At 71.9% G+C, this 20,360-nt stretch carries 21 protein-coding genes; 13 read left to right on the top strand and 8 right to left on the bottom strand.

Annotated features, from left to right (window positions below; genetic code table 11):
• Positions 1 to 80: 80 nt before the first annotated feature.
• Both pfkB and HZS56_RS01760 read right to left on the bottom strand, forming a co-directional pair.
• The gene (pfkB, locus tag HZS56_RS01765; protein WP_216718843.1) at positions 81 to 1,028 is read right to left on the bottom strand and encodes a 1-phosphofructokinase; all 948 of its coding nucleotides are present in this window, start codon (positions 1,026 to 1,028) and stop codon (positions 81 to 83) included.
• Positions 1,025 to 1,786: a DeoR/GlpR family DNA-binding transcription regulator gene (locus HZS56_RS01760; RefSeq protein WP_216718842.1), complete on the bottom strand. Its 762-nt coding sequence runs from the start codon at positions 1,784 to 1,786 to the stop codon at positions 1,025 to 1,027. The genes pfkB and HZS56_RS01760 overlap by 4 nt, the downstream gene beginning before the upstream one ends.
• A gap of 232 nt (positions 1,787 to 2,018) precedes the next feature.
• Between HZS56_RS01760 and HZS56_RS01755 the strand changes: the two genes are divergently transcribed.
• Complete coding sequence (locus HZS56_RS01755) at positions 2,019 to 2,990, top strand: helix-turn-helix transcriptional regulator (protein ID WP_216718841.1); 972 nt, start codon at positions 2,019 to 2,021, stop codon at positions 2,988 to 2,990.
• Between the two features lie 193 nt (positions 2,991 to 3,183).
• Here HZS56_RS01755 and HZS56_RS01750 read toward each other — a convergent pair whose 3' ends face one another.
• Positions 3,184 to 3,987: an IclR family transcriptional regulator gene (locus HZS56_RS01750; protein WP_216718840.1), complete on the bottom strand. Its 804-nt coding sequence runs from the start codon at positions 3,985 to 3,987 to the stop codon at positions 3,184 to 3,186.
• Between the two features lie 166 nt (positions 3,988 to 4,153).
• Between HZS56_RS01750 and HZS56_RS01745 the strand changes: the two genes are divergently transcribed.
• From HZS56_RS01745 to HZS56_RS01705, 9 genes are read left to right on the top strand one after another with little or no spacing between them, the layout of a single operon-like run.
• Complete coding sequence (locus tag HZS56_RS01745) at positions 4,154 to 5,485, top strand: MFS transporter (protein ID WP_216718839.1); 1,332 nt, start codon at positions 4,154 to 4,156, stop codon at positions 5,483 to 5,485.
• Positions 5,485 to 6,339 (top strand): N-acyl homoserine lactonase family protein, encoded by an 855-nt coding sequence (locus tag HZS56_RS01740; RefSeq protein ID WP_216718838.1) that lies wholly within the window; start codon positions 5,485 to 5,487, stop codon positions 6,337 to 6,339. Before HZS56_RS01745 ends, HZS56_RS01740 begins: the two co-directional genes overlap by 1 nt.
• The gene (locus tag HZS56_RS01735; protein ID WP_216718837.1) at positions 6,339 to 7,166 is read left to right on the top strand and encodes an SDR family NAD(P)-dependent oxidoreductase; all 828 of its coding nucleotides are present in this window, start codon (positions 6,339 to 6,341) and stop codon (positions 7,164 to 7,166) included. Before HZS56_RS01740 ends, HZS56_RS01735 begins: the two co-directional genes overlap by 1 nt.
• Positions 7,163 to 8,239 carry an NAD(P)-dependent oxidoreductase gene (locus HZS56_RS01730; protein ID WP_301542963.1) on the top strand — a complete coding sequence of 359 codons (1,077 nt, stop codon included), beginning with the start codon at positions 7,163 to 7,165 and terminating at the stop codon, positions 8,237 to 8,239. Before HZS56_RS01735 ends, HZS56_RS01730 begins: the two co-directional genes overlap by 4 nt.
• Positions 8,236 to 8,628, top strand: a complete 393-nt coding sequence (locus HZS56_RS01725) for a cupin domain-containing protein (protein ID WP_216718835.1) — start codon at positions 8,236 to 8,238, stop codon at positions 8,626 to 8,628. The genes HZS56_RS01730 and HZS56_RS01725 overlap by 4 nt, the downstream gene beginning before the upstream one ends.
• A gap of 16 nt (positions 8,629 to 8,644) precedes the next feature.
• Positions 8,645 to 9,112, top strand: a complete 468-nt coding sequence (locus HZS56_RS01720; RefSeq protein WP_216718834.1) for a carboxymuconolactone decarboxylase family protein — start codon at positions 8,645 to 8,647, stop codon at positions 9,110 to 9,112.
• The gene (locus tag HZS56_RS01715; protein WP_216718833.1) at positions 9,109 to 10,113 is read left to right on the top strand and encodes an NAD(P)-dependent oxidoreductase; all 1,005 of its coding nucleotides are present in this window, start codon (positions 9,109 to 9,111) and stop codon (positions 10,111 to 10,113) included. Before HZS56_RS01720 ends, HZS56_RS01715 begins: the two co-directional genes overlap by 4 nt.
• 5 nt (positions 10,114 to 10,118) lie before the next feature.
• Entirely contained in the window at positions 10,119 to 10,889 is a 771-nt protein-coding gene (locus tag HZS56_RS01710; RefSeq protein WP_216718832.1) for a carboxymuconolactone decarboxylase family protein, read from the top strand.
• Positions 10,886 to 11,665 (top strand): N-acyl homoserine lactonase family protein, encoded by a 780-nt coding sequence (locus HZS56_RS01705; protein WP_216718831.1) that lies wholly within the window; start codon positions 10,886 to 10,888, stop codon positions 11,663 to 11,665. Before HZS56_RS01710 ends, HZS56_RS01705 begins: the two co-directional genes overlap by 4 nt.
• A gap of 97 nt (positions 11,666 to 11,762) precedes the next feature.
• On the opposite strand, the gene HZS56_RS01700 is transcribed toward HZS56_RS01705, so the two are convergent.
• Together HZS56_RS01700 and HZS56_RS01695 are read right to left on the bottom strand one after the other, a co-directional pair.
• Positions 11,763 to 12,449, bottom strand: a complete 687-nt coding sequence (locus tag HZS56_RS01700; RefSeq protein ID WP_216718830.1) for a TetR/AcrR family transcriptional regulator — start codon at positions 12,447 to 12,449, stop codon at positions 11,763 to 11,765.
• Between the two features lie 383 nt (positions 12,450 to 12,832).
• On the bottom strand, positions 12,833 to 13,831 hold the full coding sequence (locus HZS56_RS01695; protein WP_216718829.1) for a sigma-70 family RNA polymerase sigma factor: 999 nt from the start codon (positions 13,829 to 13,831) through the stop codon (positions 12,833 to 12,835).
• A gap of 219 nt (positions 13,832 to 14,050) precedes the next feature.
• On the opposite strand from HZS56_RS01695, the gene HZS56_RS01690 reads away from it, so the two are divergent.
• The gene (locus tag HZS56_RS01690) at positions 14,051 to 14,575 is read left to right on the top strand and encodes a GNAT family N-acetyltransferase (protein WP_216718828.1); all 525 of its coding nucleotides are present in this window, start codon (positions 14,051 to 14,053) and stop codon (positions 14,573 to 14,575) included.
• Between the two features lie 55 nt (positions 14,576 to 14,630).
• On the opposite strand, the gene HZS56_RS01685 is transcribed toward HZS56_RS01690, so the two are convergent.
• On the bottom strand, positions 14,631 to 15,392 hold the full coding sequence (locus HZS56_RS01685) for a dioxygenase family protein (protein ID WP_374201057.1): 762 nt from the start codon (positions 15,390 to 15,392) through the stop codon (positions 14,631 to 14,633).
• A gap of 153 nt (positions 15,393 to 15,545) precedes the next feature.
• On the opposite strand from HZS56_RS01685, the gene HZS56_RS01680 reads away from it, so the two are divergent.
• Positions 15,546 to 16,079 (top strand): MarR family winged helix-turn-helix transcriptional regulator, encoded by a 534-nt coding sequence (locus tag HZS56_RS01680; protein WP_216718826.1) that lies wholly within the window; start codon positions 15,546 to 15,548, stop codon positions 16,077 to 16,079.
• A gap of 121 nt (positions 16,080 to 16,200) precedes the next feature.
• Here the strand turns inward: HZS56_RS01680 and HZS56_RS01675 are convergent, their stop codons facing one another.
• On the bottom strand, positions 16,201 to 17,745 hold the full coding sequence (locus tag HZS56_RS01675) for an MFS transporter (protein WP_216718825.1): 1,545 nt from the start codon (positions 17,743 to 17,745) through the stop codon (positions 16,201 to 16,203).
• Between the two features lie 277 nt (positions 17,746 to 18,022).
• Positions 18,023 to 18,676, bottom strand: coding sequence for a TetR/AcrR family transcriptional regulator (locus tag HZS56_RS01670; protein ID WP_216718824.1), 654 nt, complete (start codon positions 18,674 to 18,676; stop codon positions 18,023 to 18,025).
• A gap of 338 nt (positions 18,677 to 19,014) precedes the next feature.
• Here HZS56_RS01670 and HZS56_RS01665 point away from each other — a divergent pair, with 338 nt between their 5' ends.
• Positions 19,015 to 20,307 carry a M6 family metalloprotease domain-containing protein gene (locus HZS56_RS01665; RefSeq protein WP_216718823.1) on the top strand — a complete coding sequence of 431 codons (1,293 nt, stop codon included), beginning with the start codon at positions 19,015 to 19,017 and terminating at the stop codon, positions 20,305 to 20,307.
• Positions 20,308 to 20,360: the final 53 nt, after the last annotated feature.

Here is a 20,360-nt window from a genome sequence, read left to right as displayed (position 1 = left end):
GGCTGGAACGGGGAGGAGGGAGAGAGGGGAGAGGAGGGAGAGGAGGGAGAGGAGGTAAGGGGGAAGGGTGGCAGGGGAGTTCACGAGGTGGGCTCCCGGAGCGCACGGTCCAGGGGAACCTCGGCGGTCACGGTCACCGCCGCCGGATCCAGGTCCTCCGGCGTCGGCATCACACTGCCGGGCAGCCGGACGGCCGCGGCGCCGTGCGCGACGGCGGAGGCGAGGGCGGCGGGGCCCGCTCCCCCGGCGACGAGGAAACCGGCGAGGGAGGAGTCCCCGGCGCCGACGTTGCTGCGTACGGCGTCCACGCGGGCGCTGCCGTACCAGGTGCCCGCGTCGTCCACGAGCAGCTGGCCGTCGGCGCCGAGGCTGGCGAGCACGGCCCTGGCACCCAGCTCCCGCAGCTCCTCGGCGGCCTTGACGGCGTCGCCGACCGTGCCCAGCGGACGTCCGACGGCCTCGGACAGCTCCTCGGCGTTGGGCTTGACCACGTCCGGCCGCTCACGCAGCGCCCGGAGCAGGGCGGGTCCGGAGGTGTCCAGGGCGATGCGGACCCCGGCGGCGTGCGCGCGGGCGACCAGGTCGGCGTACCAGGACGGGGCGAGCGAGCGGGGCAGGCTGCCGCAGCAGGCGATCCAGTCCGCGTCGTGCGACGTGCGCCGCACGGTGTCCAGGAGCGACTCCCGCTCGGCCGCCGTCAGTTCGGGGCCCGGCGCGTTGATCTTCGTCAGGACGCCGTCGGCCTCGGCGAGCGCGATGTTGGAACGGGTGGCCCCGGCGATCGCCACCGGCGCGACCTCGATGCCCTGCGCGTCGAGGAGGTCGGCCACCAGGGCGCCCGGCGCGCCGCCGAGCGGCAGCACGGCGACGGTGCGCCGGCCGGCCGCCGTCACGGCACGCGAGACGTTCACGCCCTTGCCGCCCGGGTCCACCCGCTCGCCCGTGGCGCGGACGACCTCGCCGCGGTCCAGCCGGGGAAGCTCGTAGGTGCGGTCCAGCGACGGGTTGGGGGTGACGGTGAGGATCATGCGCGTACTACTTCCGTGCCGGCGCGCTCGATGGCGTTGGTGTCTTCGGGGCTCAGCCCGCTGTCGGTGACCAGCAGGTCCACCTCGCCGAGGGCGCCGAAGCGGGCGAAGTGCTCCTGTCCGTACTTGGAGGAGTCGGCCACCAGCACCACCCGGCGGGCGGCGGCCACGGCGGCCCGCTTGACGGCGGCCTCGGCGAGGTCGGGGGTGGTCAGGCCGTACTCGACGGAGAAGCCGTTGGCCGCCACGACGGTCACGTCGGCGCGGATCTCGCCGTACGCGCGCAGCGCCCAGGCGTCCACGGCGGCGCGCGTACGGTGCCGGACCCGCCCGCCGACGAGGTGGAGCTGGATGCCGGGGTGGTCGGCGAGGCGGGCCGCGATGGGCAGGCTGTGGGTGACGACGGTCAGTGCGGCCTCCGGCGGGATGGCCGCGGCCATGCGGGCGACCGTCGAACCGGCGTCGAGGATCAGCGTGCCCTCGGCCGGCAGCACGGCGAGGGCCGCCTTGGCGATGCGGTCCTTCTCGTCGGCGGCGGTGGACTCGCGCTCGGCGAGGTCCGGCTCGAAGTCGAGCCGCCCGGCCGGGATGGCGCCGCCGTGCACCCGGCGGAGCAGCCCGGCTCGGTCCAGCGCCTTGAGGTCGCGGCGGATGGTCTCCGCCGTCACCTGGAACTCCTCGGCCAGCGACACCACGTCCACCCGGCCGCTGTCCCGGGCGAGCCGGAGGATCTCCTGCTGCCGCTCCGGTGCGTACATGACCGTTCACCTCCGAACCGTGCCCGAACCTGTGGTTTCTCCCGGAGGCTACGCCCGGTTTTCCGGAATGTAAACACGAGAGCAGACACATTCGGACCCAAGTGGGCATGAACGGGCATTGCGAGCGAACTCCACGGCAGGCAGGGAACAGCGCCAGACGCTCCGGAGCAGACGCTCCAGGACCGATCCTCCAGGACAGTTCAAGACCTGGACGTGCGGCATCCTCGGGTCCATGACGACGGACACCCCGGCCCGGCTGCTGACGCTCCTCTCGCTTCTCCAGACGCCCCGTGAATGGCCGGGCGGCGAGCTGGCCGAGCGGCTCGGGGTCTCGCGGCGGACGATCCGGCGGGACATCGACCGCCTGCGCGAACTGGGCTACCCCGTGCAGGCGACCATGGGTTCGGACGGCGGCTACCGGCTGGTCGCCGGGAAGGCGATGCCGCCGCTCGTCCTGGACGACGAGGAGGCGGTGGCCATCGCCGTCGGGCTGCGGGCCGGTGCCGGGCACGCGGTCGCGGGGCTGGACGAGGCCTCGGTCCGGGCGCTGGCCAAGCTGGAGCAGGTGCTGCCCTCACGTCTGCGGCACCGCGTCACGACGTTCCAGGCGGCGACCACCCCGCTGACCGGTGGCGACGGCCCGGGCATCGCCCCGGAGACGCTGACCGTCATGGCCTCGACGGTGGCCGGGCACGAGCGGCTGAGGTTCGCCTACCGCGCGGCGGACGGCACCCAGTCGCGCCGCCTCACGGAGCCGCACCGGCTGGTGTCGGCGGGCGCGCGCTGGTACCTGGTCGCCTACGACCTGGAGCGGGAGGACTGGCGGACCTTCCGGGTCGACCGGATCACCGAGCCCTTCGCCACGGGCGCGCGCTTCACGCCGCGCGAGCTGCCGAACGGGGACGCCGCGGAGTATCTGCGGCGCTCGGTCCAGCGGCTCGGCGACTCGTACCCGATCGAGATCCTCTTCCAGGCGTCGGCCGAGGTGGCCGCGGCACGGCTGCCCCACTGGTTCGGGGCGCCCGAGGCCACGGGCGACGGCACGTCGTGCGTCCTGCGGGCGACCGTGTCCGACGCCCCGGAGGCGGTGGCGGTGCGGCTGGCGACGACCGGCCTGGAGTTCCGGGTCCGGCAGCCGGCGGTACTGGCGGACCGCGTACGGGACCTGGCGGCACGGCTCGCGCGGGCGACGGACGACACCTGACGCACCGCCCCGCCACCACGCCCGCCGGGAACGCCCGACGCACCTGGCCGCACCTGGCCGCACCTGGCCGCCAGACACATCCCACCACCGGACGCAGCCCGGCCCCGGACGCACCCCGCCACCAGACCAGCCCGGCCCCGGACACACCGCACCCCGCCACCACGCCCGCCCGGAATCCCGGACGCGCCCCGTGTCAGCGCTCGTTCGGCTCGGTACGCGGCACGCGGTGGCCGAGCATGACGCTCAGCTCCTCGGCTCCGGCCATCACCGTCTCCGCCAGCTGCTCCTTCGCCTCCTCGCGGAACCGCATCTCGGGAATCGTCAGCGTGAGGCTGCCCACGGCGATGCCGTCGGCGCCCAGGACCGGAGCGGCGATCCCCCGGGAACCCGGGATCTTCTGCCCGCGGGAGAACGCGTAGCCCTTCTGCCGGATCAGCTCCAGCTCCCGGCGCAGCACAGCCACGGTCGGCGCCTTCTCCCCCGACACGGGAGCGGGGGCGCGCTCGGCGAGGACCGCCTCCCGCTCCTCCTCGGGCAGGAAGGCGAGGATCGCGCGGCCCGAAGCACCCCAGTTGACCGGCACCGGAGAGTTCAACTCGATCCGGTACGAGAGCGGGTCGGGCGAGATGTGCTCGTCGGCGTAGATCATCTCGCGCCGGCGCGGCAGGTACACGCCCAGCAGGCACGCCTCCTGGCTGCGCGCGACGACCTGCGCGAGTACGGGGCGCGCGAGCCGCACGAGGTCCCGGCGCGCGGCCAGCAGCGCCCCCAGCCGCTGGCACTCCGCGGTCGGCCGCCAGCGGCGCGTGCCCGGATCGGGCTCGACCATGTCCTCCTTCGCCAGCAGGTCGAGCAGCCGGTGGACGGTGGGGCGCGGCAGCCCGATCTCCTCGGCCAGCTCGGCGGCGCTGATGTCCTCGTCGGCCTCGACCACGCCACGCAGTACCGCGACGACGCGGGCGACCGTGCCGGTGGGCGCTTCGGATCCCGTTCGCATAGTGGTCGACGTTATCACTCAGTGGACGTACAGAGCATTGACAACCGTCGGATCCGCGCTCTAGCTTGACGAAAAGGACGTCCACTCAATGAGGTTCCTGTCCGGTGAGTGGACAGTCGGTGGCCATGCACGATCGCCGATCAGTGTGGATCGCAGGAGTCGATGGATGACAGCGCAGTCCCCGGCCGGCACCGGCCGGACCCAACGCAAGGCGGCGGTCGGCGCCGGTGTCGGCAACTTCATGGAGTGGTTCGACTTCGCCGTCTACGGCTTCTTCGCACCGACCATGGGGAAGGTCTTCTTCCCCTCCGACAGTGCCGCGGTGAGCCTGCTGTCCTCGCTCGCCGTGTTCGGCGTCGCGTTCTTCTTCCGTCCGCTCGGCGGACTGATACTGGGCTCGCTCGGCGACCGCCGCGGGCGCAGGTTCACGCTGTCGGTCTCGGTGCTGATGATGGGCGTGACGACCACGCTCATCGCCCTGCTGCCCAGTTACGCCACCGTCGGCGCGCTAGCGCCCGTCCTGCTGGTGATCCTGCGCTGCCTCCAGGGCCTGTCGGCGGGCGGTGAGTGGACCGGTTCCTCGGCCTTCCTGCTGGAGATGGTCCCGGACCACCGGCGGGGCCTGTTCGGCAGCGTCATCTCGGCGACCGCCGCGCTGGCGACGGTCGCGGGCAGCTTCGTCGCGCTGCTGATCCAGTCGGTGGTGAGCGACGACGCCATGCTCGCCTGGGGCTGGCGGATCCCGTTCCTGATCGCCGCGCCGCTCGCGCTCATCGGCCTGTACGTGCGGATGAAGATCGACGAGACTCCGGTCTTCACCGAGCTGGAGCGGCTGGGCCAGGTGTCGGACAAGCCGCTGCGCGCCGCGGGGAACCGGGACCTGAAGCCGATCCTGCTCACCCTCGCCATCGCCTCCGTGCAGGGCCTGGGCTTCTACTACCTGGCCACCTACGTCGTGAACCACCTCACCGAGACGGTGGGCCTCTCGCGCACCGGCTCCCTGGGGCTCAGTGCGATCGGGCTGTCCGTCTACATGGCGCTGTGCCCGCTGGCCGGCATGCTGGCCGACCGGTTCGGCCGGCGCCGGGTCAACCTCGTCGGCAGCATCGGCTACGTGGTGCTGGGACTGCCCGCGTTCGCCCTGATGGGTCAGGGCTCGGTGGCGGCCGTACTGCTCGGGATGCTACTGCTGACCGTGCCGCAGGCGATGGTCAGCGTGACCACCGTGGTCATGCTCGTGGAGCTGTTCCCCGCGGCGACCCGCTCCAGCGGCAGCGCCACCGGGTTCAACATCGCGCTGGCGTTCGTGGCCGGGCCGGGACCGTTCATCGCGACCGCCGTCGCGAACGCCACCGGCAGCAGTGTGTGGCCGGCGTCGTACCTGGTGGCGGTCGCGCTCGTCGCCACGGCGTTCCTGCTGAAGCACCTGCCCGAGACCGCGGGCCGGAACATCGGCGCGCAGGCACCGCATCCCGAACCCGTACGGGAGGTGGGCTGATGCCCTCCGCCGAAACGCCCTCCGCCGGAACCGAAGCGACGACCGAAGGGGCCTGGGAAGTGCTCGCGGTCCGGTTCGCGACCCGGCAGACCGTCGCGAGCCAGGTCTACCTCAACTACCACGTGTACGGAGAACCCGATCGTCCGATCGGCATGGACTACTTCTTCTGGGTGCTGCGCCGCCCCGGGCGCACCGTCCTCGTCGACACCGGGTTCACGCCCGCGGTCGGCGAACGGCGCGGGCGCACCATGACCTGTCCGGTGCCCGACGCGCTCTCCCGGCTGGGCATCGACCCCGCGGACATCGACCAGCTGGTGATCACGCACGCGCACTACGACCACACCGGCAACGTCTCGCTGTTCCCCCACGCGGAGATCCTGATCACCGCACGGGAACTGGACTTCTGGACCGGCCCGTACGCCGAGCGCGTGCAGTTCGGCCACTCCGTCGAACGACCGGACATCGCCGCCCTCGCCGAGGCCGACCGGGAGGGCCGGGTGACCCGGCTGGCCGGACGGCACCGGCTCGCGCCCGGCATCGAGTTGCTCGAGGTCGGCGGGCACACGCCCGGCCAGTTGGTCGCGCTCGTACGCACCGCGGGCGGCACGGTCGTACTGGCCTCGGACGCCGTGCACTACTACGAGGAGCTCGAACTCGGCCGTCCGTTCCTCGTGGTCGCCGACCTGGAGGCGATGTACCGGGGATTCGACGACCTCGCGCGGATCGCGGCGGAACCGGACACGGTGCTGCTGCCCGGACACGACCCCCTGGTGCTGGAGCGGTTCGAGCCGCTCGACGCCACCGATCCCGGATTCGCGGTCGTGGTGCGGCCGCGGGCGGAAAGGAAGAGCTGATGACGGAAGGCAGGGTGGCGGTGGTCACCGGCGCCGCCGGCGGCATCGGGGCCGCCAGCGCACACCGCCTGTCGCGCGCCGGCGCACGCGTGGTCGTCGTCGACATCGACGGCGACGGCGCGCGGGAGGTCGCGGCGGCGCTGCCCGGACCGGCCGTCGCGGTGGCCGCCGACGTCGCGCGCGAGGAGGACGTCGAGAACTACGTACGCGTGGCCGTCGACACCTTCGGCAGGCTCGACCTGCACCACCTCAACGCGGGCGTCACCGGCCCGTTCGAGGATCTCACGGACCTGAGCGTGGCGGACTTCGACCGGGTGCTCGGCGTGAACGTGCGCGGTCCGTTCCTCGGGGTGCGCGCGGCGTTCCGCAGGTACCGGGAGCAGGAGTCGCGCGGGGCGATCGTGATCACCGCGTCCATCGCGAGCCTGCGCGGCAGCCACGACCTGCTCGCGTATCAGACGTCCAAGCACGGTGTGCTCGGTCTGGTGCACGGCGCCGCGATGTACGGCGGACCGCTGGGCGTGCGGGTCAACGCGGTCGCGCCGGGTCTGGTGCCGACCGGGCTGTTCGACGCCGCGAAGGACGCGTCGGGCGGCGGCAACGACATGGTCCGCCGCGGCACCACGGTCCCGCTGCGCCGCACCGGGACGCCGGACGAGGTCGCCTCCGTCGTGGCCTTCCTCCTCAGTGACGACGCCGCGTACGTGCACGGCGAGGTCGTCTCGGTGGACGGCGGTTCGGCGATCGTCAGCACGGTTCGCCCGTCCGGCGGCGCGGGCGCCTGGGACACCACGTCCGTCGACGAACGGAGCAAGGGGAAGTCATGAGTACGCCAAAAACGCCGAGTACGGCGAGTACGGCGAGTACGGCGAGTACGGCGAGTACGGCGAGTACGGCGAGTACAACGACTACGCCGAGGACACCGACTACGCCGAGGATCGGTGTGATCGGACTCGGCAACATGGGCGGCCGGATCACCCGGCGCATCGTCGCGAGCGGCCGGCCGGTGATCGGCTACGACCCGGTACCCGGGCGGGCCGAGGCGGCGGGCGCGACCGCCGCGGCCTCGGTCGCGGAGGTCACCGGGGCCGCCGACCACCTGCTGCTGTCCCTGCCGGACAGCAAGGTCGTCGAGAAGGTGGTGCTCGGCGAGGAGGGCGTACTGGCCGGCAGCCGTGCCGGGCAGATCGTCGTGGACCTCAGTACGGCGGCACCGTCGTCGACGGTACGGCTGCACGCGGCGTTCGCCGAGCGCGGGGTCGCGTACGTCGACGCCGGCATCTCCGGGGGCGCCGCCGCGGCGGAGAAGGGCACGCTGACGCTGATGGTCGGCGGTCCGGACGACGCGGTCGCGCGCCTGGAGAAGACCCTGGAGCCGTTCAGCTCCAAGGTGTTCGCGATGGGCGCGAGCGGCGCCGGACACACCGCGAAGGTGCTCAACAACTTCCTCAACGCGGTCAGCCTCGCCGCCACGGCCGAGGTCCTGGTCGCCGGCCGGAGCGCGGGCCTGGACATGCACCAGCTGCTCGACGTGCTCAACTCCAGCAGCGGCGTCAACTTCGCCACCCTCAACCGGTTCCCGCACATCGTCGACGGCGACTACCTCGAAGGCGGGCTGACCAGCACGCTGATGATGAAGGACGTCGTGCTCTACGTGGACCGGCTGCGCGAGCTGGGAGTGCCGACGCTCAACTCCGCAGGGCCGATGGCGAGCTTCGCGCTGGCCCAGTCGCTCGGCTACGCCGACCAGATCAGCAACCGGGTCGTCGACGCGATCGGCGACGCCGCCGGCGGCATCCGCCTCCACGACGGGGCGGCGGATGCCGGAAAAACACCGGGCGGACAAACACCGGGCGGAGGAACACACGACGGAGGAACACAGGACGGAGGAACACGGTGAGGATCATCCACGGCAGGCCCGAGGAAGCCGGGACCGAGGAGCGCGGCGCGACCTTCGACGGCACTGTCTGGGCCGACCCGGTGCTGCCCACGACCGACGGCGTCACGATCAACTCGGTGTACTTCACCCCCGGTTCCCGCACGCACTGGCACCGCCACGAACGCGGCCAGATCCTCCAGGTGACCACCGGCAGCGGCTGGGTGTGCAGCGAGGGCGAGGCACCGCAACGGCTGCTCCCCGGCGACGTGGTGTGGGTGCCGCCCGGTGAACGGCACTGGCACGGGGCGTCCGCCGGCTGCGCGCTCGCGCACGTGGCCATCTCGCTCGGCACCACGCAGTGGGAGACACCGGTGGGCGAGGAAGAGTACCTCGCCGCTCACCAGCACTGAACCCGGAGGGAAAGCCATGGACCAGGCGACATTCGAAGCGGGACTGGCCACACGCAAGGAGGTGCTGGGCCCCGAGCACGTGGAGCGCTCGCTGGCGAAGGTCACCGACTTCAGCCGTCCCGTGCAGGAGCTCGTGACCGAGTACTGCTGGGGCGAGGTGTGGACGCGCGACGGCCTGGAACGCAGGACCCGCAGCCTGCTCAACCTCGTGATGCTCACCGCGCTGAACCGTATGCACGAACTCGCCGTGCATGTCCGGGGCGCCGTGCGCAACGGCTGCACGGAGACCGAGATCCAGGAGGCGCTGCTGCAGACGGCCGTCTACTGCGGCGCCCCCGCCGCGCTCGAGTCGTTCCGCGTCGCCGAACGCGTGCTGAACGAGCTGAAGGACGAACTGACGAACGAGCAGCAGGACACGCAGCAGAACAAGCCGCAGGACGAGCAGCAGAACGGGCAGCAGGACGAAGGGACCACGGGCTCGTGAGCACGCCACCGACCGACGCGGCACGGACCGGCGAAGCCCTGACCGACGGGTCGGTGCTCGGCTTCGTCGGGCTCGGCAACATGGGCACCCCCATGGTCGGCCACCTCGTCGGCGCCGGATACACCGTCCGTGCCTTCGACACGTCCCCCGCCGCCCGGAAACGGGCCGCCGCGCTGGGGGCGACCCCGGTGGACACGCCGGCCGCGGTCGCCGAGGGCGCGGACGCGATCCTGCTGATGCTGCCCGACTCCGACGCGGTGGAGAGCGTGCTGTACGAGAGCGGCCTGCTGGACGCCGCCCGCCCCGGCACCGTACTGGTCGACATGGGTTCGTCCCGCCCGCACTCGACGCGGACGCTGGCGCGGCGGGCCGCCGACCGGGGCGTGTCGGTGGTCGACGCGCCCGTGTCCGGCGGGGTCGCCGGCGCCGAGGCCGGCACGCTGACCGTCATGGCGGGCGGCACGGCCGAGGACGTGGCACGGGTGCGCCCGCCCCTGGAGCGCCTGGGCGGAACGGTCTCGCACGTCGGTGGCACCGGCGCGGGGCACGCCCTGAAGGCCCTGAACAACCTCATGTCCGCCACACACCTGCTGGTCAGCTCCGAAGCGCTGCTCGCGGGCGAGGAGTTCGGGCTCGTTCCCGAGGCGATGCTGGAGGTCGTCAACGGTTCGAGCGGGCGCAGCGGGTCCACGCAGACGAAGTGGCCGAAGTACGTGCTGCCCGGCACCTTCGACTCCGGCTTCGGCCTGCGCCTGATGCTCAAGGACATGCGGATCGCGGTCGGCCTGGCGCGCGAGTCCGGCCTGCCCTCGCTGCTGGGCGAATCGGCGGTACGGCTCTGGGACGAGGCAGCCGCACAACTCCCCGCCGACGCCGATCACACCGAGATCGTGCGGTGGCTGCGAGACCAGCAGGACGGACACAACGAGCAAGACGGACACGACCAGCACGACGGCCACAACAAGCAGGACGGCTTCAACGAACACGACGGAAAGGGATGACGACGATGACATCCGGCCTGACCGCGCCCCAGGAGGAACTGAAGGCGGAGTTCGTCCGGGTCAGGGGAACCTGGAGCGACGCGTGGGAGAGCATCCTGCGCCACGACCCGGACTTCCTGGCCGCGTACCTCAACTTCTCCGCGGTCCCGTGGCGCAAGAACCATCTGGACGACAAGGTCAAGGAGTTCATCTACATCGCCGCCGACTCGGCCGCGACCCACCTGTACTCGGCCGGCACCCGCCAGCACATCCGCGCCGCGCTCGCGTTCGGCGCGACCGGGCAGGAGATCATGGAGGTCATCGAGCTGACCTCCACGCTGGGCATCCACGCGGCGAACATCGGTGTGCCGCTGCTCCTGGAGGTGCTGGAGGAGGAGGGCCTGCGCACGGGCCCCAAGCCGCTGGACGCCGAACAGGAGCGGATCAAGGCCGAGTTCACCGAGAACCGCGGGTACTGGCACTCGTTCTGGGACGGTCTGCTGGAGATCGACCCGGAGCTCTTCGAGGCGTACACGGAGTTCTCCTCCGTGCCGTGGCGGAACGGCGTGCTGGAGCCGAAGGTCAAGGAGCTGATCTACACGGCCTTCGACGCGTCCGCGACGCACCTGTACGTGCCGGGCCTCAAGCTGCACATGCGCAACGCCGTCCGGCTCGGCGCGACCCAGGAGGAGATCATGGAGGTGCTGGAGATCGTCAGCGTGATCGGCATCCATGCGGCGACGGACGCCGTGCCGGTCCTGGACGAGGAGCTGGCCCGGGCGGAGGCCGAGCGGTGAGCGGCCTCGAGGTGGTGCAGGTCCGCTACGGCGAGCGGGTCACGCGCAAGAGCGCGGTGCTGCACGACTACGCGTCGTACGGGCAGCCCGACGGCGACCTGCAGATGGACTACAACTTCTGGGTGCTGCGCGACGGTTCCCGGACGATGCTCCTCGACACCGGGTACGACATCGCCGAGCGCGACTGGCTCGGGGAGCAGCCCGTGATCCCGACCGCGCGGGCCCTGGCGCTGCTCGGGATCGACCCGCTGGACGTGTCCACGGTCATCGCGTCGCACTTCCACTACGACCACATCGGGCACCTGGGCCTCTTCCGCAACGCCGAGGTCGTGGCCGGGGCGGCGGAGTACGACTACTGGTTCGGGAAGTGGCGGCGCGCCGAGCTGGACGGGGAGTTCGCGACGGCCGGGCACCTGGAGGCGGTGCGGCTCGCCGAGCAGGAGGGGCGGCTGAAGCTGGTCTCCGGGCAGACGGAGGTGTCCCCCGGCGTGACGGTCCATCCGGTCGGCGGCCACTCCCCCGGTGAACTGCTGACGGTCGTGGAGGAACGGCTGATCATGGCGGCGGACGCCGCGCACTTCTACGAGCAGATCGAGAACGAGTGGCCGTTTTTCGCGTTCACCGACCTGGACGAGATGCGGCGGGCGCTGACCTTCATCAACCGCCTGGCGGCCGAGACCGGGGCGACCGTGATCCCCGGCCACGACGGCCGGGTGCGCGACAGGTTCCCCGCACTGGCCGGCCCGGCCGCCGAGGTCGCGACGGCCCTGGGCTGAGGGGATCCGGCCGCGCGGTTCCCCGCTTTCGGCGGGGGAGGGAGGGGGAAGCCCGCCCAACGGGCCCGCACGAGGCCGGCGGCGCGACGCCGCGGCCTCAGCCGTGCTCGGCGCCGTGCCAGTCGAAGCCGCGCAGTGCCTCCAGGTTCCGCAGCGCGGTCTCCAGCGGGCCGGGCGACCCCTGCGGACGGGCGGCCCAGTGCTCCACCGCGACGCGCACGGCCGCGGCCGCCACCGCCGCCCCGAACTGCAGCCGGGGAGCGGACGCCAGCCGCGCGGCCGCGTGGTCGTCACCTTCGGACAGCCGCGCCGCCAGTGCCTGCAGCAGGCCGCGCTCCGTGATGTGGCAGACCTCCGCCCACACCTTGCGCAGCGCCGGGCTGCTCTCGGCGAGACGGACGAGGGTGCGGGCCCACTCCCAGGAGGGCGCCGCGACCGCGGCCCCCGGCGTCAGCGTGTGCCGGACGGCGTGTTCCAGGGCCTCGGGCGGGGACAGTTCGGCGGGGGCCTCGCGCACCGTCCGCACCCAGCGCTCGGCGCCGAGGGCGTAGAGCGGGGCGACGGCCTCCTCCTTGGTCGCGAAGTACCGGTAGAAGGTGCGCGGGGCCACTCCGGCGGCCCGGGCGATGTCCTCGGCCCGGGTGGCCCGCAGGCCCTGGCCGACGAAGAGTCGGGCCGCCGCGCGGGCGATCTCCATACGGGTCTCGGCCTTGCGCCGCTCGGTCAGGGAGACCGGCCCCTGCCCAGGGTCGGGGTCGGGGAATGCGGGGATGGTGCTGCTCACTTCGGCAGGCTATGCCGCTGTGGCACAATCTGCCATTCGGCGGGCCACCCCGGGGTTCAGGTTCGGGGTGCCCCGCCTCCCTCTCCTGCCCAGGCATGAGAGGAGCCGGGCTGCGACGCCCCGGGGGGAGAGGCGCCGAGCCCGGCTCGGGGAAGTCCCGGCGCCGGGGGGAGTGCGTCGGGACGTGGTCCACAGGTGCGGATGTTCCGCGGGTACACGGGGGCCCGTCGTTCTTGTTCCCGGCCCCCGCGCGTTGAAGCAGCGTTGTACAGCCATGTTCGCGCGGTCCCCGGCCGCCCGGCGTACGCCCCAGCCGTCACGTCACGCCCCCGCGTCACACGGCGACCGGCCGGTCCGTACCGCTCCGTGCGGCGAGGGGCAGACTACGCCGCCGCCTCGAAGCCGGTGGAACGGGCCAGCTTCTTCAGCTCGAGGAGCGCGTGCTTCTCGATCTGGCGGATGCGCTCGCGCGTGAGGCCGTGCTCCTTGCCGACCTCGGTGAGCGTGCGCTCGCGGCCGTCGTCGATGCCGTACCGCATCTTGATGATGGACGCGGTGCGCGGGTCGAGGCGGCCGATGAGGTCGTCCAGTTCCTCGCTGCGCAGCAGGGTCAGCACCGACTGCTCGGGCGACACGGCGGACGTGTCCTCCAGCAGGTCGCCGAACTGGGTCTCGCCCTCGTCGTCCACCGACATGTTGAGCGAGACCGGGTCGCGGGCCCAGTCGAGCACGTCGGTGACGCGCTCCGGCGTCGAGCCCAGCTCCGCCGCGATCTCCGTGGGCTCCGGCTCCCGGCCGTGCTCGCGGTTGAACTCGCGCTGCACGCGCCGGATACGGCCCAGCTCCTCCACCAGGTGGACGGGCAGCCGGATGGTGCGCGACTGGTCGGCGATGGACCGGGTGATGGCCTGCCGGATCCACCAGGTCGCGTACGTCGAGAACTTGAAGCCCTTGCGGTAGTCGAACTTCTCGACCGCGCGGACCAGGCCGGCGTTGCCCTCCTGGATCAGGTCGAGGAGCGGCAGACCGCTGCGCGGGTAACGCCGGGCGACCGCGACGACGAGGCGGAGGTTGGAGCGGATGAAGACGTCCTTGGCCCGCTCGCCCTCGTCGATCAGGGCCTGGAGCTCCTCGCGGGTGGCGTCCGCCCCCGTCTCCTCGTACCCTTCGAGGACCTGCCGGGCGAACACACCGGCCTCGATGGTCTGGGACAGCTCGACCTCCTTGGCGGCGTCGAGCAGCGGTGTCCGGGCGATCTCGTCGAGGTACATGCCGACCAGATCGCGGTCGGCGAGCTCGCCGCCGTTCGCGCGGACGCTGGTTGCCGCGTCGGCCGTCTCGCCGGTGGCGGACTTACGACGGGCGACGGCACGGGTTGCCATGCGTGCTCCCTTGCGATGGTGGTTCAGCGGGTGGCCTTCGGACGTCCGGCTCCCTGCGGCTCGCCCCGCGGCCGGATATCGCCTCCGGCCCCTGTCGGGACTCTCCTCGGGTGCCCTGCATCCGATGGAAACAACGACTGGAATCCGGACAGAATTCCCAACCCGCCCCTCGATTTTTCTGATCATGCAGTACCCTGTGCCGCCACACGGGGAGGCGTGATGGCGTCGGGAGAGACAGAGATCCAGGTCAGACCGGGAGTCGAGGACGACCTCAAGGCCCTCACCGACCTCTACAACCACTACGTACGTGAGACGGCCATCACGTTCGACACCGAGCCCTTCACTCCCCGGGAGCGCCGCGCCTGGCTGCTCTCCCACCCTGAAGACGGCCCGCACCGCCTCAGGGTTGCGACGAACGCCAACTCGGGCTCGGAGGGGATTCTGGGCTACGCCGTATCCGGCCCCTACCGCCCGAGGCCCGCCTACGCGACCTCCGTGGAGACCACCGTCTACGTCGACCCGCACGCCGGCGGGCGCGGCATCGGCTCCCTGCTCTACACCTCCCTCTTCGAGGCCCTGGCCGGCGAGGACGTGCACCGTGCCTACGCGGCCGTCGCCCAGCCCAACGAGGCCTCGGCCCGGCTGCACGCCCGGTTCGGCTTCCGTCACGTCGGCACCCACCGCGAGGTGGGGCGCAAGTTCGGCCGCTACTGGGACGTGGCCTGGTACGAGAAGCCCCTGTAGACCACCGGACACCACCGGCGGGACGCGGCACGTACCACCGGTGGGGCCGGGCAGCTCAGCCGAACTGCACCGACCTCTTGGCCAGCCCCATCCAGAACCCGTCGATCACCGACCGGCGCAGGTCCAGTTCACCGGCGGCGTCCGCCGCGCCCATCGTCACGAACAGCGGCGCGAAGTGCTCCGTGCGCGGGTGCGCGAGTCGCCCCGCCGGGGACTTGCGGGCGAAGTCGAGCAGCCCGTCGACGTCACCGGCCTCCAGCGCGGACCGGCCCCAGTCGTCGAACTCCGCCGACCAGGAGGGGATGCCGCCCTGGCGCAGCGCGGCCAGGTTGTGGGTGAAGAAGCCGGAGCCGATGATCAGCACGCCCTCGTCGCGCAGCGGCGCGAGCCTGCGGCCGGTCTCCATGAGCCGTACCGGGTCGAGGGTCGGCATGGAGACCTGGAGGACCGGGATGTCGGCGCCGGGGTACATCTCGACCAGGGGGACGTAGGCACCGTGGTCGAGGCCGCGGTCGGGGACGTCCTGCACGGGCGTGCCGGGGGCGCGCAGCAGCCTGCGGACGGACTCGGCGAGGGCGGGGGCGCCCGGAGCCTCGTAACGCACCTGGTAGTAGTGCTCGGGGAAGCCCCAGAAGTCGTAGACGAGAGGGACGGTGCGGGTGGCGCCGAGCGCGAGCGGGGCCTCCTCCCAGTGGGCGGAGACGACGAGGATCGCCCTGGGGCGGGGCAGGGCGGCGGACCAGGCGGCGAGTTCGCCGGGCCAGACGGGGTCGTCGGCGAGCGGCGGCGCGCCGTGACTGAGATAGAGGGCGGGCATGCGGTCCTGCGTGGCGGCGGTCATGGCTGCTCCGATACTCCGGATGACTCCGGATGTTCCAGATCTCAGTACTTTAACTCTCAATCTTTACTTGCCAACAATCTACGTCGAACTTGTTCAAGTTTCAAGGAGTCGTCTCTTACAGTGGGATACATGAACACGGCACCCATCCCCGCACCCTCCGCCGAACCGGACGCGCCCGACGAGCCCCGCTGGCTCACCGACAGGGAGCAGCTGGTCTGGCGCTCCTACATCGAGGCCTCCACCCTTCTGGACGACCATCTGGACCGGCAGCTCCAGCGCGACGCGGGCATGCCGCACGTCTACTACGGCCTGCTGGTCAAGCTGGCCGAGTCACCGCGCCGGCGGCTGCGGATGACCGAGCTGGCCAAGTACGCGAAGATCACCCGTTCCCGGCTCTCGCACGCGGTCGCCCGCCTGGAGAAGAACGGCTGGGTGCGCCGCGAGGACTGCCCCTCCGACAAGCGCGGCCAGTTCGCCATCCTCACCGACGAGGGGGACGAGGTGCTGCGCCGTACCGCACCGGGTCATGTGAACGCCGTGCGCCAGGCCGTCTTCGAGCGGCTCACCCCGGAACAGCAGAAGTCCCTCGGCGAGATCATGCGGATCGTCGCCGAGGGACTCCAGCCCAGCGAGGCGGGCGCGGACCTGCCCTGGCTGCGCTGAACGCGCGGCCGGGGCAGGTCCTGGGAACCGTGCGCGAGGGGCGTCCCCTCCCCCTGCGCACGGGTGGAACAGGGGCCCGGGCGGGTACCGGGGGCCCGAGCGGGTACCGGGTCCGGCGTCGTCAGTGGGCGACGACCGGCACCGGCAGCTCGTCCTCGGCCGTCTCGCCCGCACCGGACGCGCCGGCCGCGGGACCGCCCGGGCGGCCGGCGTTGACGAAGGTCAGGGCGACGGCGGCCGCCGCGACCAGGATGCCGACGGCGAACCAGATGGCGCTGGTGTAACCCTGCACCTGACCCTGCAGCTGGACCAGCTGCTGCTGGGAGCGGGAGGACGCGCCACCCATGTGGTCCGCGATGTACGACGTGGTGGCGGACGCGGCGATCGTGTTCAGCAGTGCCGTGCCGATCGCGCCGCCCACCTGCTGCGAGGTGTTGACCATCGCGGAGGCCACGCCGGCGTCCCGCGGCTCCACGCCCATGGTGGCCAGGGACATCGCCGGCATGAACGCCGTACCCATGCCGAGGCCGAGCAGGAGCATGCCGGGCAGCAGCACACCGGCGTAGGAGGTGTTGATCTCCAGCCGGGTGAGGAACAGCATGCCGACCGCCGCGACCAGGAAGCCCGGGCCCATCAGCAGCCGGGGCGCGACCCGCGTCATCAGGCGGGTGCCGATCTGGGTGGAGCCCGTGATCATGCCCGCGATCATCGGCAGGAAGGCGAAGCCGGTCTTCACCGGCGTGTAGCCCTTCACGATCTGGAGGTAGTAGGTCAGGAAGAGGAACAGGCCGAACATCGCGATGATCGCCAGGCCCAGCGAGAGGTAGATCCCGCCGCGGTTGCGCTCGGTGATCACGCGCAGCGGCAGCAGCGGGGCCTTGACCCGGGACTCGACGAGCACGAAGGACAGCAGCAGCACGGCGGCGCCGACGAACATGCCGATCGTCGTGGCGTCGCTCCAGCCGTTGGACTCGGCGCGGGTGAAGCCGTAGACGAGCGCGACCAGGCCGAGGGTGGACAGGATCACGCCGGGGATGTCGAGCGGCGAGCGGTTGCGGCTGCCCTTCGGCTCACGGATGACGAGGTACGCACCGGCCGCGGCGACGACGGCGAACGGGATGTTGACGAAGAACGTCCAGCGCCAGTTCAGGTACTCGGTGAGGAAGCCGCCGAGGATCAGACCCACGGCACCGCCGCCACCGGCGATCGCACCGTAGATGCCGAAGGCCTTGGCCCGTTCCTTGGCGTCCGTGAACATCACGGCGAGCAGGGAGAGCGCGGCGGGCGCGAGCAGCGCGCCGAAGACGCCCTGGAGGGCGCGGGAGCTGAACATCATCGCCTCGTTGGTGGCCGCGCCGCCGAGCGCGGAGGCCACGGCGAAGCCCGCCAGGCCGGTGACGAAGGTGCGCTTGCGGCCCCACAGGTCGGCTATCCGTCCGCCGAACAGCAGCAGGCCGCCGAAGGCGAGGGCGTAGGCCGTGACGACCCACTGCCGGTTGCCGTCGGAGATGCCGAGGTCCTGCTGGGCGGAGGGCAGGGCGATGTTCACGATGGTGGCGTCGAGGACCACCATCAGCTGGGCGAGCGCGATGAAGACGAGCGCTTTCCAGCGTCCGGCGTCCGGAGCGTCGGTGACGCCGGACGCCTTGACGGCTGACTGAGACATGCGGATACCCACTTCGGGACTTCGTGACGGAAAAAACGAGACGGAAAGGTGACTAAAGGGACGAGTGGACCGCAGCCGGGTCACAGTCGGACCGCGGTCGGACCACGGGATCGCAGTGACCCGGGGACGACCTGACGGCCCGACGGCCGCGGACCTGAGGTTCCGGACCGCTGGACTCGGGACCGCTGAACCCTGGCCTACGGGGCTCCGGCCCAGGGGCTCCGGTCTACGGGGCTCTGGACTACTGGACTACTGGACTCTGGACTACTCGGCTGGGCTACTGGTCACAGGGCCGGCGCAGGTCCTCCATGGTGACTTCCGTGCCCGGCAGGGTGCTGCGGGCAGGAGCCCGCAGCCCGTCCAGGAACAGCTGCAGATGGCGATGGACGAACCGGTCGGCGCTCAGGCACCCCGTGCCGGCCGGGGGCCGGCTGAGCTGGGACGCGGCGATCATGAGATCGCTCACGCCCACGTCTCCACGGAGCTGACCGGCCGCCTTCGCCCGGTCCATGACCTCGGCGACGAGTCGTTCGACCCGTTCGCGCGCCGCCACCAGGTCGGGGTGGTGCTGGTCGAACGTGCTGGACACCATGGGGCACAGGGCGCTGATCCGCTCGTCGGCGGAGGCGTGCACGAAGCGCTCCAGCGCCTCGAACGCGTCGCCGGTCTCCGCGAGGGCCAGTTCGGCCGCCCGTGCCGTGCGGTCCATGACCGAGCAGACGACCTCGCGGACGAGGGCGTCGCGGTCGGGGAAGTTGCGGTACACCGTGGCGTTGCCGACACCGGCCCTGCGGGCGACGTCGTCGAGCGGCACGTCGGGGCCGAACTCGACGAACATCTCCCGGGCGGCGGTGACGATCCGCTCCCGGTTGCGCACGGCGTCGGCGCGGGGCCGGGCCGTCCTGCGCTGGTCGGGAATCGCGGTCCGCACGGCGTACTCCTTGGTCTGTGAGGGTGTGAGTGCGTGTGTCTCTGCTCGGTGGCGATCCGGGGATTCCGTCCCCGTTTCGCTCGGACACAGTTCCAAACGGGGAAACGGTCCCCGGTTATTTCCCCCTTCCGGAGAAGTTTCCGGTGACCTGGCTCACACCCCGCTCCGCCTCCGTCCCCTCACCGTCGGTGAGGGGACGGTGCCTCTCACCCGATCGGCGGCTACCGGCGAGAAACCCACGATCGGCCTTCTCAGCGCGCGCCCGCGCACCCTCCGACACATCGTGAGGCCATGGGTGCAGCCGGTGTCGGGCGGCTGCCGTGGTCGGGGAGGTCCGCATGCAGCCGCAGCCGCAGCCGCCGAGCCGACGCATACGCCCGCGCCGACTGGCCGCGATCGGGACCGTCACCGCCCTGACGCTCGCGCTCAGCACCTCGGCCGGCACCGGCCGGCTCGCGCCCGGCACCTCGACCGCGGGCCCCGGCCCCGCCGCCCTCTCCCGCTCCTCCGCGCACGGCCCCTGCATGATCAGCGGCGGCTCCGAGATCCAGATGTCCGAGGGCGTTCCCACGTCCACCGGTTACGCCCGCTCGACCGGCACCGTCCGCGCCCTGAACCTGATGATCGACTTCTCCGACGCACCCGGAGAGGGCAAGGCGCTCGACCGGTACGGGGAGTTCTTCCCACAGACCGAGGAATGGTTTCGCACCAGCAGCTACGGCCGGCTCGACTACCGCCCCGAGACCCCGATCCGCGACTGGCTCCGCATGCCGAAGTCGTTCGCCGAGTACGGCATAGAGCGCGGCGCGCCCTTCGAACCCGGGTACCGCGGGCTGGTCCAGGACATGGTCGCGGCGGCCGACGCGAAGGTGGACTTCCGCAAGTACGACCTCGTGAACGTCCTGGTCACCCCGAACGCCGGGCCCTCCGCCCTGGACACGGTCCTGTCCGTGACCTTCGCCGGCAACAAGGAGGCCCCCGTCGCCGACGGTGTCCCGGTCGCCAACGCCTCGTTCGTCTACTCCCGCCAGGACGACGGCTCCGGCTCCTACGACGAGACCGGCTACCGGGTCCTCCCCCACGAGAACGGCCACGTCTTCGGCCTGCCGGACCTCTACACCCAGGAGGGCGGCGGCGCCGTCGGCCACTGGGACATCATGAGCGAGGACTGGGGCGCCAACAACGACCTCCTGGGCTGGCACAAGTGGAAGCTGGGCTGGCTCGACCCGTCCCAGGTGCACTGCGCCACCGCCTCCGGGACCACGGAGTACACACTGACTCCGCTGGCCCGCAAGGGAGGCGACAAACTGGTCGTCGTCCCGCTGGACGGCAGGACGGGTTACGCGGTCGAACTGCGCACCCGTGAGGGCAACGACGAGACGGTGTGCCGGCCTGGCGTACTGATCTACAAGGTCGACGCGGACGTGGACACGGGGATGGGACCGGTCCGGGTCTACGACTCCCAGCGCGACAGCGGCGGCTGCACCCGCAGCCCGAACGTCCACGCCGAACTCTCCGACGCCGCCTTCGAGCCGGGCGAGACCTTCAAGGACCCGCGCCGCGGCATCACCGTCGCCGTGTCGGCGGCGGACGGCAAGGGCGAGCAGCGGGTGCGGATCACACGCAGGTGACGGCGGACGCCGGGGCGGGGCCGGGCCGCCGGAACGGGCGGGGGCTTACGGAG

Origin of the sequence: Streptomyces mayonensis, assembly GCF_018982965.1 — a bacterium.
Classification (GTDB): Bacteria; Actinomycetota; Actinomycetes; order Streptomycetales; family Streptomycetaceae; genus Streptomyces; species Streptomyces mayonensis.
The sequence above is the reverse complement of the archived record's forward strand: the minus strand, read 5'-3'. Positions and strand labels throughout refer to the sequence as shown.